The 14,565-nt window shown below is 72.1% G+C and carries 13 protein-coding genes and 2 pseudogenes; 9 read left to right on the top strand and 6 right to left on the bottom strand.

Annotated features, from left to right (window positions below; translation table 11 throughout):
• Positions 1-39: 39 nt before the first annotated feature.
• Both DEJ46_RS04005 and DEJ46_RS40450 read right to left on the bottom strand, forming a co-directional pair.
• Positions 40-1,560, bottom strand: coding sequence for a UDP-N-acetylmuramoyl-L-alanyl-D-glutamate--2,6-diaminopimelate ligase (locus tag DEJ46_RS04005; RefSeq protein WP_150264196.1), 1,521 nt, complete (start codon positions 1,558-1,560; stop codon positions 40-42).
• A 201-nt stretch (positions 1,561-1,761) separates the two neighbouring features.
• Positions 1,762-1,896, bottom strand: coding sequence for a hypothetical protein (locus DEJ46_RS40450; protein WP_263411793.1), 135 nt, complete (start codon positions 1,894-1,896; stop codon positions 1,762-1,764).
• Between the two features lie 132 nt (positions 1,897-2,028).
• Here DEJ46_RS40450 and DEJ46_RS38985 point away from each other — a divergent pair, with 132 nt between their 5' ends.
• Entirely contained in the window at positions 2,029-2,304 is a 276-nt protein-coding gene (locus DEJ46_RS38985) for a hypothetical protein (RefSeq protein ID WP_190622421.1), read from the top strand.
• Between the two features lie 33 nt (positions 2,305-2,337).
• Here the strand turns inward: DEJ46_RS38985 and DEJ46_RS39655 are convergent.
• Positions 2,338-2,436: pseudogene (locus DEJ46_RS39655) on the bottom strand (RidA family protein); the annotation flags it as partial.
• Between the two features lie 322 nt (positions 2,437-2,758).
• On the opposite strand from DEJ46_RS39655, the gene DEJ46_RS03990 reads away from it, so the two are divergent.
• Entirely contained in the window at positions 2,759-3,310 is a 552-nt protein-coding gene (locus tag DEJ46_RS03990) for a DM13 domain-containing protein (RefSeq protein ID WP_223834491.1), read from the top strand.
• A 187-nt stretch (positions 3,311-3,497) separates the two neighbouring features.
• Here DEJ46_RS03990 and DEJ46_RS03985 read toward each other — a convergent pair whose 3' ends face one another.
• Positions 3,498-4,124 (bottom strand): hypothetical protein, encoded by a 627-nt coding sequence (locus tag DEJ46_RS03985; protein WP_150264194.1) that lies wholly within the window; start codon positions 4,122-4,124, stop codon positions 3,498-3,500.
• Positions 4,125-4,435: 311 nt separating this feature from the next.
• Between DEJ46_RS03985 and DEJ46_RS03980 the strand changes: the two genes are divergently transcribed.
• The gene (locus tag DEJ46_RS03980; protein ID WP_150264193.1) at positions 4,436-5,974 is read left to right on the top strand and encodes a hypothetical protein; all 1,539 of its coding nucleotides are present in this window, start codon (positions 4,436-4,438) and stop codon (positions 5,972-5,974) included.
• Positions 5,975-6,017: 43 nt separating this feature from the next.
• Positions 6,018-6,341, top strand: a complete 324-nt coding sequence (locus tag DEJ46_RS03975; protein WP_150264192.1) for a hypothetical protein — start codon at positions 6,018-6,020, stop codon at positions 6,339-6,341.
• Between the two features lie 357 nt (positions 6,342-6,698).
• On the opposite strand, the pseudogene DEJ46_RS03970 reads toward DEJ46_RS03975, so the two are convergent.
• A pseudogene (locus tag DEJ46_RS03970) lies at positions 6,699-7,511 on the bottom strand (SpoIIE family protein phosphatase); the annotation flags it as partial.
• A gap of 290 nt (positions 7,512-7,801) precedes the next feature.
• Here DEJ46_RS03970 and DEJ46_RS03965 point away from each other — a divergent pair.
• The 5 genes from DEJ46_RS03965 to DEJ46_RS03945 all read left to right on the top strand — a co-directional run bounded on the left by DEJ46_RS03965 (position 7,802) and on the right by DEJ46_RS03945 (position 13,288).
• Positions 7,802-9,115, top strand: a complete 1,314-nt coding sequence (locus DEJ46_RS03965; protein ID WP_150264190.1) for a diacylglycerol/lipid kinase family protein — start codon at positions 7,802-7,804, stop codon at positions 9,113-9,115.
• Between the two features lie 171 nt (positions 9,116-9,286).
• Positions 9,287-9,682: a hypothetical protein gene (locus DEJ46_RS03960; RefSeq protein WP_150264189.1), complete on the top strand. Its 396-nt coding sequence runs from the start codon at positions 9,287-9,289 to the stop codon at positions 9,680-9,682.
• A 237-nt stretch (positions 9,683-9,919) separates the two neighbouring features.
• Positions 9,920-10,750 carry a RimK family alpha-L-glutamate ligase gene (locus DEJ46_RS03955; protein ID WP_190622419.1) on the top strand — a complete coding sequence of 277 codons (831 nt, stop codon included), beginning with the start codon at positions 9,920-9,922 and terminating at the stop codon, positions 10,748-10,750.
• A gap of 133 nt (positions 10,751-10,883) precedes the next feature.
• The gene (locus DEJ46_RS03950; RefSeq protein ID WP_150264187.1) at positions 10,884-11,441 is read left to right on the top strand and encodes a PadR family transcriptional regulator; all 558 of its coding nucleotides are present in this window, start codon (positions 10,884-10,886) and stop codon (positions 11,439-11,441) included.
• Positions 11,442-11,563: 122 nt separating this feature from the next.
• A complete protein-coding gene (locus tag DEJ46_RS03945) occupies positions 11,564-13,288 on the top strand; it encodes an acyl-CoA dehydrogenase family protein (protein ID WP_150264186.1) in 1,725 nt (574 codons plus the stop codon).
• Positions 13,289-13,438: 150 nt separating this feature from the next.
• On the opposite strand, the gene DEJ46_RS03940 is transcribed toward DEJ46_RS03945, so the two are convergent.
• On the bottom strand, positions 13,439-14,470 hold the full coding sequence (locus tag DEJ46_RS03940) for a LuxR C-terminal-related transcriptional regulator (RefSeq protein ID WP_150264185.1): 1,032 nt from the start codon (positions 14,468-14,470) through the stop codon (positions 13,439-13,441).
• Positions 14,471-14,565: the final 95 nt, after the last annotated feature.

Genomic DNA, 14,565 nt, shown 5'->3' with positions numbered 1-14,565 from the left:
AAGTCTCGGGATTCCGTTCGGCGGACCCCGCCTCGCGGATCAAGCGGCGGGCCGGGCGGTGCGGGACCGGGTGGCCGTGCGCCCCGCGGCGAATTCACGCACGGTGGCCATGTCGCTGAAGGGCAGCAGTTCCTCGCCGACGATCTGGTGCGGCTCGCTGCCCTTTCCGGCGATCAGGACGGTGTCCTCCGGGGCCGCCGAGGACAGGGCGAACGAGATGGCCTCGCGGCGGTCGGCGATCCGCTCGAACGGTGTGCCGGTCGAGGCGAGGCCCGGCGCGATCTGGTCCAGGATGGCTTGCGGGTCTTCGGTGCGCGGGTTGTCCGAGGTGAGGACGCACAGATCGGAGTGCGCCCCGGCGATCCGCCCCATGTCGGCCCGCTTCGTCGTGTCCCGGTCGCCGCCGCAGCCGAAAACGGTGATCACCCGGCCTCGCGCGTAGCCGCGGATCGTGGTCAGTACCTTGTCCAGGGAGTCGGGGGAATGGGCGTAGTCCACGATCACGGAGGTACCGACCGGGGTCGTGAAGCGCTCGAACCGGCCGGGGACGGGCGGCATCCGGTCGAGTGCGGTGATCAGGCCGACCAGCTCGTGTCCGAGGACGTGGCAGGTGGCCAGGGTGGCGAGCGCGTTGGCCACCGAGAACCGACCCGGGACCGGGATCGAGGCCGGGTACGTACGCCCGCCGTGGTGGAGCGTGAACCGCGTGCCGGAAGCGCTGACGGCGAGGTCGGTCGCCCGGTAGTCCGCCGGTGCGTCGAGGGCGTACGTGGTCACCGCACCCGGCATCATCGCCGCGATCCCGGTGCCCACCGGGTCGTCGGCATTGACCACCGCGCGCCGGCACAGTCCCTGGAAGAGGCGGAGCTTGGCGTCCCGGTAGTTCTCCATCGTTCCGTGGTCGTCGAGGTGGTCCTGCGTCAGGTTGGTGAACACCCCCACGTCGATGAACGTCCGGTCCACCCGGTGCGTCAGCAGGCCCATCGACGTGGCCTCCAGCACCACACTGCTCGTCCCGCGGTCGCGCATGCGGCCCAGGAGGTACTGGAGGTCCGGCGACTCCGGGGTGGTCAGCACCGACGATGGCATCGGGATCAGCTCGTCGCCGATCCGGCTGCCGGCCGTCCCGATGACTCCCACTTTCGCGCCCTCGGAGATCCGCAGGGCGGACTCGACCATGTACGAGACCGATGTCTTGCCGTTGGTGCCGGTGATCGCCACCACGTCCATCTGCCGCCCCGGTTCGCCGAAGTAGCGGGAGGTCACGATCGCGGCCGCCCTCCGGATGTCCGGCACTCGCACGGCACACGTGCCCGGCGGCCACACCGACGCCGAGGGGGCCGGCTCCGTGCTGTCGACGAGCACGGCGGCAGCTCCCCGTGCGAGCGCGGACGCCACGGAGCCGGGCCCGCCCTCCCGATGCCCGGGCACGGCGACGAACAGGCAACCCGGCGTGACCCGATCCACGTCGAAGGTCGTCCCCTCGGTGATCAGCGCTCCGCTCGGGTCACCCTGGAGTACGTGGTGCTCCTGGCCGGCCAGCAACTCGCTCAGCTTCACAATGATCCCTTCGAGGTGGCTACGCCCCGGTCGTGCGGCCGTAGCCAGGCGGCAGCGCCGGCGAGTGCCGGAAGGCTGCTGTGGCGATGTGGAGCAAGGCCGGAGACCGCCCGGCGGTGGCAAGGCGAGGCGGGCTCGGCCCGGGACGGGGCCGGCGTACGGCGTACGGCGTCGAGAACGGCGCGCCAGGGGAGAGGATCGCTAGCCGTGGCCGTGCAGGGAGAGACGGCGCGTCCGGGGCGCCTCGTCAGAGGCGGCGGCCGGGTCGACGACGGCCGGACGCACTCCGGAGGCGGCCTGCCGCAGGCACTGCCCCGTCGAACTCCTGCGACCCATGGGGTGAGTGTACGGCCGTTGCGGCGGCCCGCCGCCCACATCGCGGGCCGCCGGGGGCCTTGCCCGGAGATCCGCTGTCGGTCGGGTCGATGCCGCCGAGCCGCCCGCCACGTACAGCAGCTCGTCGTTGCGGTGCCGGAACTCGCGATCCGCCTCGTGCTCGCCGCCGAACGCCAGCGCGTGCAGCTGATGGCGGCCGCGTACCACCGGCCGGACGCGCGCCTCCCGGTCGAGGCCGCTGCTCACCCCGGACCTGTACGCGGGATTCCCCGGCTGGGCCCCCGCACGATCCTGGGCAGCGGCGTCGTCGCCGGCACCCTGACGGCAGTCCTCCTCACGGCGCTGCTCGGCCGGTTCGGCCCCACGAGCCGTCACTCCGCCCCGCCGGGCCCGCGCGCACGGGAGTGACCGGCCGAGGGTCTCCGGGTCGACGGCCCCGGAGTGCTCGGGGATGTCCAGAGCCGCGACGCCCAGCAGTGTGCCCGGCGGTACCGGGGTGCCCCCGAGCTTCGTGGCTGCCCGGGCGATCCCGTCCATGAGCTGGGCGGCACGGGTCCAGGCGTCGGGAACCGTAGCCGGGCCGGGTCGCGGTGATCGTGCGCCCGGTCAAGGTGCGGCACATCGTCCGGGTGGAGCGGTTCCCGCCCGGAGGCCCCCTCCCCGCTCCCTGACCGGCAGGCACGCCCGTCGCGTCGCGAGGCGGCCGGGCGGAGAGCCGGCGTTCGCGCCGCAGCGTGCCACGGCCCCGCTCCCAGGTCGCATGCTTGATGCCGGCAACCTGCGGCCTCCTTCCGGGCGAGCACACACCCTTGCGATACTCCTCGCATACGGGAGCGGCGACGAGGTGCGCGAGAGGTGCGTCGTGGGGCGTGGTCTGAAGAAGCAGTGGTGGGCCGGCGCGTGCGTCCTGGCTGTGACGGTGCTTGCCGCCGGGCTCGTCTGGTTCAAGCCCTGGGCCCTGTGGGTGAACGAGACCGTGACCGAGGAACTGCCCTCCGCGGCGCCGTCCACGCGGGTGCCGTCCGGTGGAGCGACGGTCCGGCCCGAGCCGCCCGCCGCGCCGGTCACGGTCGCACAGGGGTCGTTCATCAGCCACGAGCACGCGACGACCGGCACGGCCAGGGTCCTGCGTCTTGCGGACGGCAGTCACACGCTCCGCCTCGAAGGGCTCGACACGAGCAGCGGGCCCGATCTGCGGGTGTGGCTGAGCGACGCGCCGGTCAGGGAAGGGCTCGCCGGCTGGCGCGTCTTCGACGACGGGAAGTACGTCGACCTCGCCAAGTTGAAGGGCAACAGGGGCGACCAGAACTACGCCCTGCCGGCCGGCTTGGACTGGTCCGCGTACGGCAGCGTCAGCATCTGGTGCGACCGGTTCGACGTCTCCTTCGGAGCGGCCCGCCTCGTGGGAGCCTGACGGTCCGGAATCGTCTTCGCCGCCCGGGTTCCGGCGGCCGGGACCACCGGTCGTGCAGGGTGTGCCGCCCACAGGACTCCACGTTCTCGCGGCGCGGGAGCGGAACCTGCGGGACGGCGAAGAACCGAGCCGGGTCCGCTGACCTGGGAGGGCGATCAGCGGCAACGGGGGGCCGTGGCCGTCTGGTTCACGCGGGCGACTGCCGGTCGGGCAGGGCGTGCGCGAGGAGGAATTCGGTCGCTGCCGCGATGGCCTCGGCGTAGGTGCTGTGGACGGCCTCGGACTCCTTGTCCTGCCGGTCCGCTGCGGTGGCCGTGTACCACCAGGCGTCCGCGTCGGCATCGTGGTGCACGACCGCGGTGCCACCCGCGTAGTGGAGCGGGATGGGCTCGCCGGCGGACTTCCTGACTACGGCGTGGGGCCACTTGAGGCGGGCGGACTGACGCTTGATGCCGCCCCAGGCGGCACCGAGCTGGGCGTAGTTCGCTCCGCTGCGGCCGGCGACGGTGGCGGCGCTCTCCGCCAGCCGGTCGACGGACTGCTTGGCTTCGTACAGAGCCCGCAGAAGTGCCAGCTGTACATCGGGCGCCGCCATGAGCACGGGGTCGAAGGCCTTGTCGGCGGCGCGGTAGGCCAGCGACCGGGTCGAGATCCGTTCGGCCAGGGCGCGGACCGCGTCGTGGACTCTCTCGTCCATGGTGAACGAGTCGTCGGTGGTGGGCTCGTTCCAGGGGGGCTCGACCAGGGTCGTGAAGGTGGTCCAGAAGGTCTCGTCGCTCTTGTCGGGAGTCGGGATCCCCGTCGCGTCATTCATGCGACAAGTTTACCTGTCGAGACACATCAATGACAAACATTCCTGTCGATGTCCTGGGGCTCGCCCGGCTTCGCGAAGCGAGCCCGCTGGTACTTGTCTGCCTGCTTGGACTACGACGCGACGGACGCGGTACTCCGGCCCGTCGCCGGTTCCCTGCGCTGGCCATGGCCACCTCGCACGGCGAGGGCGGCGGGTCGGTTTTCCGAACTCCCGGCCGGCCCGGGCCCTCCCCGGTACTCGCGTCGAACGTTGGGGGGACAAGTGACCACCCCCTCCTTATGGTGTAACTGCGCACCAGCGAGGGGGAACTGATGACGCAACAGATCTCTGCGGCGCTGCCGCAGTACCACGACGACGAGGCGACCCGGCTCATGTGCGGGTACGCGTACCTGAACACGGCCTTCACCGATGCCGTGCTCCAGGACCTCGTCTCCGAACGCCTCAGGGCGCACGGTCTGCCCCTGGGCATCGACCTCGTGGCGCTCGTCCGGCACGCCCGGGTCGCACGGCGCCTGCACGCGATCCGGGACGCCCTGCTCACGGCCTGCTTGCTGGTCCTGCTCTTCGCTCTGGTCGCCGCGTTCATCACGCTGTTCGGGCCGGAGAACGATCTGGACGAGCGGCTGAGCGACTGCGCGCGACTGGCGGCGTACGGGCTCCTGGGGGCGACCCTGGTGACGTTCGTCGCCGCCGTCGTCTGCCGGCGCGCGGCCCGCCGGGTCCACCGCGGCAAGGGCACGCCGCGCGAAGGGGCGCCGGCCGTCCGCTCCCGGATCGAGGAGGAGCTCGACGAGCGCGACGAGACCAATGTGGTGCCGTACGGCACGTCGGGAGAGAAGGAGCGGCCGTTCGTCGGCAACGGCGTGCGGATCAGCGAGACCGTGTGGGCCGGCATCGAGGTCGGCCGGCCCGCGCAGGACGACCAGGGCGCCGACCTGCCGATGACCCCGTTCTCGGCGGCCGATCTGCACACGCGCCTGATCGAGCGGCTGGCCGACACGTCGGGGATAGAGGAACTGCGCGCCCGCAACCGGCTGTACGTTCAGGGACACCAGGCGCACGGCCTGGGGGCGGAGCTGCTGCCGGACCCGCTGCGGCGGCCGCGCACCCACATCGATCCCGCGCTGGTGGAGGCCGGCATCGCGGAGAAGGACCGGGTGATGCGTACCTATCTCGCCCTGGACGTGGTCGGCGCCGGGGGCGCCTACGTGGTGACGATGTTCGTACGGGCCCGGCTCAGCCGGACGCTGCTGTCCTGGGAGGTCTCCGCCTACGTCCTGCCGCCGCTGCACGCGGTGTTCCGCGTGGTGTCGCAGCTGCCACGAGGACGGCTGGAGGAGCTCTGGCAGCTGTTCGGGGTCACCCTGTCGGGGCTGTGGAAGCTGCTGTCGAGGGCGCCGGCGCGGCTTGTGCGCCGGGGGACGCAGGGGGTGCGGAACGTCTGGCGGCTGTGGTGGGACCGGCGCCGCATCACCCACCGCAAGGGTCACTTCGACTACGGGACGGTCGGCAGCGTCCGCGCGTGGGCGGCGGACCTGGAACGGCTCGACTACCTCCAGCAGATGGACGTGCTGGACACCTTCCAGCGGCTCCAGCAGGGGGTGCTGCTCGTGACGGAGCAGTTCCTGAAGGACCACAACGTGGACACGTCCGATTTCGAGCGGGCCCGGACGCTCATCACTCACCACTCGTACACCTTCAAGGGCGCTGTCGTCGGACAGAACATCTTCGGGAGCGGCGGGACCAACGTCGCCACCGGGACGGTCGTCGGACTGCCGGCCGCCTCGGGCGCGGCTGCCGGCGGCGCGATGCCCCCGCCGGCGGCGAAGGCAGGCGGCACGACGGGATGACACGGAACGACCCTGGCCGGCACGCGGACGAGAGGGACGGCGCATGACGACGAACAACTTCAACGCACCCATCAGCGGACAGACCATCATCGGCGACCACGGCGTCAACCAGATCGTCCAGCAGGGGGCAGGCCCTGTCGACGTCGTCCAACTGGCCGGAGCGCTCGTGGCGTTGCTGCGCGCGGCAGGTCCCGAGCGAGAGGCGGCCGAACAGCTCCGTGGAGAGCTGGTGCGCGCCGGTGAGGACGGCCGCCCCGTGGACGGGGACCAGGCCCGGGGGTGGCTGGCCACCGTCCGTGACGGCGCCGCGGCGAGCAGCGGGGTGCTCGCGCTGGCGGAGACGCTGAGGCAGGCCCTGGGGCTTTAGAACCGCAACGGCCGGGTCTTCATCCGGATGCGAGGGGTGCGGCGCCGGTCGGCGGTGAGCGCCGCTCTCGCGGTCGGAACCGCGGGTCTGCTCGTGGGCGTCGACCGGAGCCGGGCGCGGATGCCGGGGAGAGGGGGAAGCGACCGAAGGCGGCCGGCTGCTTGCGCCGGCGGGCGACCTGGCGGACGAGGAAGCCCTCGGGCAGGCGGAAGCCGCCGAGCCCGACGGCTTCCGGGTCCACCGCGTGGAGGTGGCGAGGGTGTCCACGAGCGACGAGGGCGGCCGTGAGGGACTGGGGTCGGGCCCCGGCAAGGTCGTGTTCGCCGGCGGCCCGCCTTGGGCGGGTTGCGTCCGACCTCAGTGCGACAGGGCCTGTTCGGCCCAGATGGCCTTTCCCTCGCGGCTGTGCCGCGTGCCCCAGCGCTCGGCGAGCTGGGCCACGAGCAGCAGGCCGCGGCCGCCCTCGTCGAAGGCGCGGGCCCGGCGCAGGTGCGGCGCCGTGCTGCTCGCGTCGAAGACCTCGCGGGTCAGCGAGGACTGGCGGATCAGACGGAGCCGGATGGGGCTCTTGCCGTACCGGATCGCGTTCGTCACGAGCTCGCTGACGATGAGTCCGGTGGCGAAGGCCAGGTCGCCCAGCCCCCAGGCGGACAGTGTGTCGGAGGAGAACCGGCGGGCCCCGGAGACGGCCGCCGGATCCGACGGAAGGTCGAGGGTGGCGACGCGCCCGGGGGCGAGCGCCAGGGTGCGGGCGACCAGCAGGGCGACGTCGTCGGCGGGCCGGCCGGACAACAGTGCGGCGAGGAGGTGGTCGCAGACCTCGCCCGGTGAGCCGGTTGCCCCGGCGAGGGCGTCGCACAGGAGGGTACGGACGGCGTCCACGTCCTGCGTACGCCGCTGGATGAGGCCGTCGGTGTACAGGGCGAGCAGGCTGCCCTCCGCCAGCTCGAACTGTGCGGTCTCGAAGGGGAGCCCGCCCAGGCCGAGAGGCGGCCCGATCGGCATGTCCAGGAAGGCGGCCGACCGCGCCGGGCGGTCGTCACCGTCGGACCCCGGGAGGGTGGGCGTGGCCAGGGCCGGCAGTACGTGACCGGCGCTGGCCAGCGAGCAGAGGCGGGAGACCGGGCCGTAGACCGCGTAGAGGCAGGTGGCGCTCAGCTCGCCGTCCGGGTGTCTCGCCGCGTATGCGCTGCACCAGGGCCTCGGCGGACCGCCTCGTCCGCGGCCTGAGCTCTTGGGCCACACGAGCCAGGAGCGCGCCGGCATCGGTCCCCATAGGGAAATTGTGCGGAAGCGGGTGGGCGCCTGCCACCGGAAGACCGGAAGGGTGCGATCGAGGGGCGGCGGAGTTCCGGGGAGCGGGCCGGTTCCGTGCGACGTGAGGTGGCGGCGGGGATGCCGACAAGCCGGGGGAGGCGCAGTGTGGTGTATCGGAACGGGTGGAAAGCGGGAGGTCAAGGATGACGAGTCCCGGCGGGGACGCGGGGGCGCGACTGCTGGCGCGGCTGGGCGTCCTCGCGGCTGTCGGCGCCCTGGTCGTGCTGATCATCACGGTGGGGGAGGGCGGCCTCGTGGTCGTCGGGGCCGGCCTGCTCGGGCTGGTCCTCGGTGCCGCGGGCCTGTGGTGGTTCCTGGCCCACCGGGGCCTGGTACGCCTGCTCGGGGCGTTCGTCGCGGTCGCCGCTCCGGTCGGAGTCCTGGTGCTGTACGCGTTCGACGGCCTGTGGCGGACGGCGCTGGTGCTGATCCTGTGCTGGGGCGCGGCACTGGCCTGCGCCCGGGCCGCGCTGCGCCGGGCACGCCCCGAACGGTCGAAACGGGCGAGGCCCGCGGCCCGGCCGCAGCGGCCGTTCCTGATCATGAACCCGAAGTCGGGCGGCGGGAAGGTCGGCCGCTTCGGTCTCGTCGACCGGGCGGAAGCCCTGGGCGCGCGCGTCGTCCTGCTCGACCCGGCCGCCCCGGTCGACGTGTCCACGCTGGCCCGTGAGGCGGTGGCGGACGGCGCCGACCTGCTCGGTGTGGCCGGCGGCGACGGCACCCAGGCGCTGGTGGCGGCGGTGGCCGCCGAGCACGGCCTGCCGTTCCTCGTCATCTCCGCCGGCACCCGCAACCACTTCGCCCTGGACCTCGGCCTCGACCGCGCAGACCCGGCACGGTGCCTCGATGCGCTGACCGACGGCGAGGAGCTCCGGATCGATCTCGGCGACGTCGCCGGGCGGCCCTTCGTCAACACCGTGTCCTTCGGGGTGTACGCCGATGTCGTCCAGCGCCCGGAATACCGCGACGCCAAGGCCGGCACGATCCTGGCCCTCATGCCGGACCTGCTGGTCGGCGACGGCGTGCAGCGGGTCGACGCGCGGATCGACGGCACGGAGCTGTCCGCCCAGCAGGCCCTGCTGGTCAGCAACAACGCGTACGAGTCGCCGGACGAGCTCGGCAGCGGCGCCCGCAGGCCCAGTCTCGACGACGGCGAGCTGGGTGTGCTGGGGATCCGTGTGGAGGGGGCGGGGGAGGCAGCCGACCTGGCCGTGCGGGGTGCCGGCTCCACCGGGCTGACGGTCCGGACGGCGCGGCGGGTCGAGGTGACCTCCGAGGCGGCGGAGATCCCGGTCGCGGTGGACGGCGAGGCCCTGCGGATGACGACGCCCGTCGTGTGCACCCTGCGGCCGGGTGCCCTGCGAGTCCTCGTGCCCCGTGACCGCCCGGGCGTCCCCGCGCACGCGCCGCGGTTGGAGTGGCGGAAGGTGATCGACCTCGCGCTCGGTCGGTCCTGATGTGATCGACCGGGCGCAGGCCGAGCGCCTCCGTCGACCTGGAGGCGCTGGCCCGCCCGCCCACCCCTGCACCAGGTGCGGGGGTGGCGCGCTCACGTGCCCCGTGGAGGGCCCGCGACCGGATACGGTAGTTTGAACACGTTCAAGTCGTGTTGAAGTCGGGGGTGGGTCATGCAGGTCGCTGTACGAGAGGGTGTCCACCCGTGGCAGTTCGGCCTCGTGGTGCTCGCCGCGACGACTCCACTGATCCCGTTGATCTCCTGGTCGGGTCAGGGGTACGTCATTCTCTCCCTGGCGCTCGTGACTGCCGGAGTGGTCGCCGTCCCGCTGTTGCTCCATGCCCGGCCGTCAGGCTTCGGCTGGTCCATCGCATGCGTCTCTGTGCTGCTGCTGCCGTGGTCCTTCGTGGGCGCCATGGCCGGGATGTTCCTCTTCCTCCCTTCGGTGCTGCAGCTCTGGCTGGCCGCCGGGGCGGACCCGCGACGCCGGCCGACGGAGGCCAAGGTGATGGCCGGTGCCGGTCTCCTGCTGTCGTTGGTCGTGCTGGCCTACTTCTTCAGCGAATGAGCGAACGAGCGACTCCGGGAGGTTCCGGCGCGCCGCGTCGGCCATTCCTGCGCAGCGGCAGCAGCAAGTGGACGCTCGACCTGTCATCTGTCGTGACTGACAGAGGCGCCCGTGGGTAAAGGGACGGGCATGTCGTCGCAGAGCGAAGCACGTGCCTGGCTGCTGCTGTGTCCTGGGCTCAGACGGGGCGCAGGCGGTGCCGCCGGCGGCAAGCCGGGGCCGGTCACGTCGTCACTCATGGCCGCCTTCGCCGGGGAGCTCGGGCACCAGGCCGGGGTTGTCCACAGCAGTCAGCTGGTACTCGGCGTGGAACGCGGTCGGCTCACGCTCGCCGACACCGGCGGGCGACCCGTCCCCGCGCCCGCCGTGGCCTACGCCCGCCTGTCGACGCCTCGGGTGTCACCCGACAGGGAAGTCACCCTGCTGCGACACCTGGCCGCCATGGGTACGCAGCTGATCAACCCCGCCGAGGCGGTTCTGGCGTCGGTCAACAAGTTCTGGCACCTGCAACAGCTCGCTGCCGCAGGCATCCCCGTCCCCGACACCCGCACGCACACCGACGCGCCTTTGGAGGACGTACTCGACATCGGTGTGCCGCAGCCGTGCGTGGTCAAGGCCGTGCGCGGACACCGTGGCCGGCGGGTCTTCCTCGCCGCCGACGACAAGGCGCTGCGAGGTGTGGCCGGCAGTCTGGACGACCGGCACCCCTATCTCCTCCAGCGGTACGTCGCCCACTCCCACGGCCGGGACCTGCGCGTCATCGTGGTCGACCGTACGGCCGTGGCCGCCGCCGTGCGCACCGCGGGTGACGACCGCCTGGTCTCCAACCTGGCGCAGGGCGGGACCCACGCGGTCTGTACGGGCCGGTATCCGGACGCGGAGACGCTGGCCGTCGAAGCGGCGGACGCCATCGGCCTCGGCGTCGCCGGCGTCGATCTCCTCTTCGAGGCAGACGGTTCCTTCACCGTGTGCGAGGTGAACTGCAACCCCACCTGGCGGCCCGACATGCCCGGTGTCGCCGAAGCCGTCGCCGTCGCCTGCCGCAGCCGTCTCGAAGCCTCCGGCTGAGCGCGGAAGCGCGTCCTGCACCCGTTCTTGGCCCGGCCGCACCGGGATTCCCCGCGGGGCCTGGGGGTGAGCCGCGTCTCAGCGTGCCCTGTCGGCCTTGCTATGCAACTCGTTGCATAGCAAGATCGGGCGCATGGCGCTCGACCACGCGATCCTCGTGTCCCTGCTCGAGAAGCCCGGGTCCGGCTACGAGCTGGCCCGGCGCTTCGAGCGGTCCATCGGATACTTCTGGACCGCCACCCACCAGCAGATCTACCGCGTGCTCAAGCGCATGGAGAGCGACGGCTGGGTGGACGTCCGGGACGTGCCGCAGCAGGGGCGCCCGGACAAGAAGGAGTACTCCGTCGCCGGTCCCGGACGCGACGCGCTCTCCACGTGGCTGCACGAACCCATCGAGCCCGAGAGCGTGCGGCACGACCTCGCGGTGAAGATCAGAGGCGCCGCCTTCGACGATCCGGCCGCGCTGATCAGCGAGGTCCAGCGGCACCGGCAGGCCCACACGGAGCGCCTTGCCCACTATCTCGCAGGCGAGGAGCGGGACTTCGGGGAGCCGCCGGAGAGCGGTCCGCTCGACGCCGAGCGGGAGCTCCAGCACGTCGTGCTGCGCGGCGGCATCGCGTACGAGCGGATGATGATCACCTGGCTCGACGACGTCCTCGCCACGCTCGGCCGGTTCCCCGCAGGGCAGTGAACCGAGCCGAGCCGTACGACCAGGCCGGCATGGCCTCCACCTCGGCCTCCCCAGTACCACCACACCCAGTACCACCACACCCAGCACCACCACCCTCATCCCGAGCCGGAAAGGCGGACGTCATGGCCGACCCGCTGCTGTTCAACCCGCACACCCACGACCCCGCGCACTTCGACCCGGAGACCCGCCGGCTCCTGCGCGCCACGGTCGACTGGTTCGAGGCGCGCGGCAAGCGCCGGATCATCGAGGACTACCGGACCCGGGCCTGGCTCGGCGACTTCCTCGCCTTCGCCGCCGAGGAAGGGCTCTTCGCGACCTTCCTGACGCCGTCCTCCTCCGCCGGTGAGGACGAGAGCGACAAGCGCTGGGACACCGCCCGCATCGCCGCCCTCAACGAGATCCTCGGTTTCTACGGTCTCGACTACTGGTACGCCTGGCAGGTCACCATCCTCGGTCTCGGCCCGGTCTGGCAGAGCGACAACGCCGCCGCCCGGAACCGCGCCGCCGAACTCCTCTCCCAGGGCGAGGTGTTCGCCTTCGGTCTCTCCGAGAAGTCCCACGGCGCCGACATCTACTCCACCGACATGCTCCTGGAGCCGGACGGCGAGGGCGGTTTCCGCGCCACCGGCTCCAAGTACTACATCGGCAACGGCAACAAGGCCGGGCTCGTCTCCGTCTTCGGCCGCCGGACCGATGTCGAGGGCCCCGACGCGTACGTCTTCTTCGCCGCCGACAGCCGCCACCCGGCGTACCACCTCGTCAAGAACGTCGTCGACTCGTCGAAGTACGTCAGCGAATTCCGTCTGGAGGAGTACCCGGTCGCCGCCGAGGACGTCCTGCACACGGGTCGCGCCGCCTTCGACGCAGCCCTGAACACCGTGAACGTCGGCAAGTTCAACCTGTGCACCGCCTCGATCGGCATCTGCGAGCACGCGATGTACGAGGCCGTCACCCACGCGCAGAACCGCATCCTGTACGGCCGGCCGGTCACCGCATTCCCGCACGTGCGGCGCGAGTTGACCGACGCGTACGTCCGGCTCGTCGGCATGAAGCTGTTCAGCGACCGCGCCGTCGACTACTTCCGCACCGCGGGTCCCGACGACCGCCGCTACCTCCTCTTCAACCCGATGACGAAGATGAAGGTGACCACGGAGGGCGAGAAGGTCATCGACCTGATGTGGGACGTCATCGCCGCCAAGGGCTTCGAGAAGGACAACTACTTCGCCCAGGCGGCCGTGGAGATCCGCGGTCTGCCGAAGCTTGAGGGCACGGTCCACGTCAACCTGGCGCTGATCCTGAAGTTCATGCGCAACCACCTCCTCGACCCGGTCGCGTACGAGCCCGTCCCGACCCGTGTGGACGCGGCCGACGACACGTTCCTCTTCCGTCAGGGACCGGCCCGCGGCCTCGGATCGGTCCGCTTCCACGACTGGCGCCCGGCCTTCGACGCGTACGCCCACCTGTCCAACGTGGCCCGTTTCCGCGAACAGGCCGACGCCCTGTGCGAGTTCGTACTCAAGGCGGCCCCCGACGAGAAGCAGAGCCGCGACCTCGACCTCCTCCTCGCCGTCGGCCAGCTCTTCGCCCTCGTCGTCCACGGTCAGCTGGTCCTGGAGCAGGCCGCCCTGACCGGTCTCGACGAGGACGTGCTGGACGAGCTGTTCGCCGTCCTCGTCCGCGACTTCTCCGCGCACGCGGTCGAGCTGCACGGCAAGGACTCGGCGACCGAGCCGCAGCAGCTCTGGGCACTCGGCGCCGTCCGGCGGCCCGTCGTCGACGAGGCGCGGTCGGAGCGTGTCTGGCAGCGTGTCGAGGCGCTGTCGGGCGCGTACGAGATGACGCCCTGATCCCGGCGTCCTGAGGGTCGTCTCCCGGCGCCTGGACACAGGCACCGGGAGTCGGCCCAGGCCCCGGGAGTCGGCCCAGGCCCCGGAGCCGGCCCAGGCCCCGGGGCCGTTCGGGCGGCGAAGCGGGTGGACGCCGCACCCGGTCACGGATCAGCGGGCGGAGGCGTCCGTCGCGGTCTCCGCTCCGGTGAGACCGGCGCGTTCCGCGAGGGTGCCGGCCTGGAAACGGCTCTCCGCCCCCAACTCCTCCATGAGTTCGGCGATGTGACGGCGGCAGGTGCGCAGCGACATCCCCATGCGCCGGGCGATCACCTCGTCCTTGGCGCCCTCCGCGAGCAGCCCCACCAGCGCCCGCCGCAGGCTGTGGCCGACCTCCTTGTAGGCCGCCTCGCTGGTGCCCCGGAACGGGGCCGCCGCGGACCAGTGCTGCTCGAAGACCCTGCAGAGGTACGCCACCACGTCCGGGTCGCGGACGAGTACCGCCCCCTCGCCCGTACCGCCGTCGGCGCGCCGGGGCAGAAAGGCCACGGACCGGTCGAAGACCACGGCCCGGTCGGGCAGTTCGGCGGCGGTGCGGTACTCGGCGCCGGCCTCGGTGAGCCTCTCCACGTACCCCTGGGTGGACAGGCTGGCCCGCGCCGAGTGCTGGTACAGGGTGCGCATGCGCACACCGCGGCCGAGCATCGCCACATCCCGTTCGACGGCGTCCCCGAGGCGGTGAGGTGCCCGGCCGCCGCCGGGCTGGATGCTGAACACCTCCTCCCGGCAGCGGGCCGATTCCTCGGTGAGCATCGCGGAGGCGGAGGCCATGTCGGGCAGCACGTCGAAGCCCTCACGGCGGCCCTGCTCGCGCCGAGCGGCGCGGTAGTGCGGCATCAGGGACTGCAGTTCGTCGCGGAGCGACTGGGCCCGCACGGCGGCCCGCGCGAGCTCCGCCTCAAGAGGGCCGACCACTTCCGCAGCCGCGGCGTCCGGGCTGACCGGAATCAGTTCCTCGGGCCTGCCGGGAGCCGGTCTGAGGAGGCGTAAGCGCTGCAGGGTGCGGCAGGCCGCCTCCACCTCCTCCCGGCTCAGCCCGACAGCCGGAAGCACCTCGGGTGTCCGGGGCGCGAGACTGCCGCGCTCCAGTACGTACGCGAAAACGGCGACAGCCCTCGCGTCCAGTCGAGGTATTCCGTCCACATCCATCCCAGTAGTCACGTGTTTCCCCCGTGATGCGGCCCTGCTACTTCCGTGCCATGCAGGGTATTGCCAGGTCATGGCGCTGGACCAAGCGG

The organism is Streptomyces venezuelae (genome assembly GCF_008642375.1).
GTDB lineage: Bacteria > Actinomycetota > Actinomycetes > Streptomycetales > Streptomycetaceae > Streptomyces > Streptomyces venezuelae_G.
Note: the sequence above shows the minus strand (reverse complement) of the source record. Positions and strands in the feature narration are given on the sequence as shown.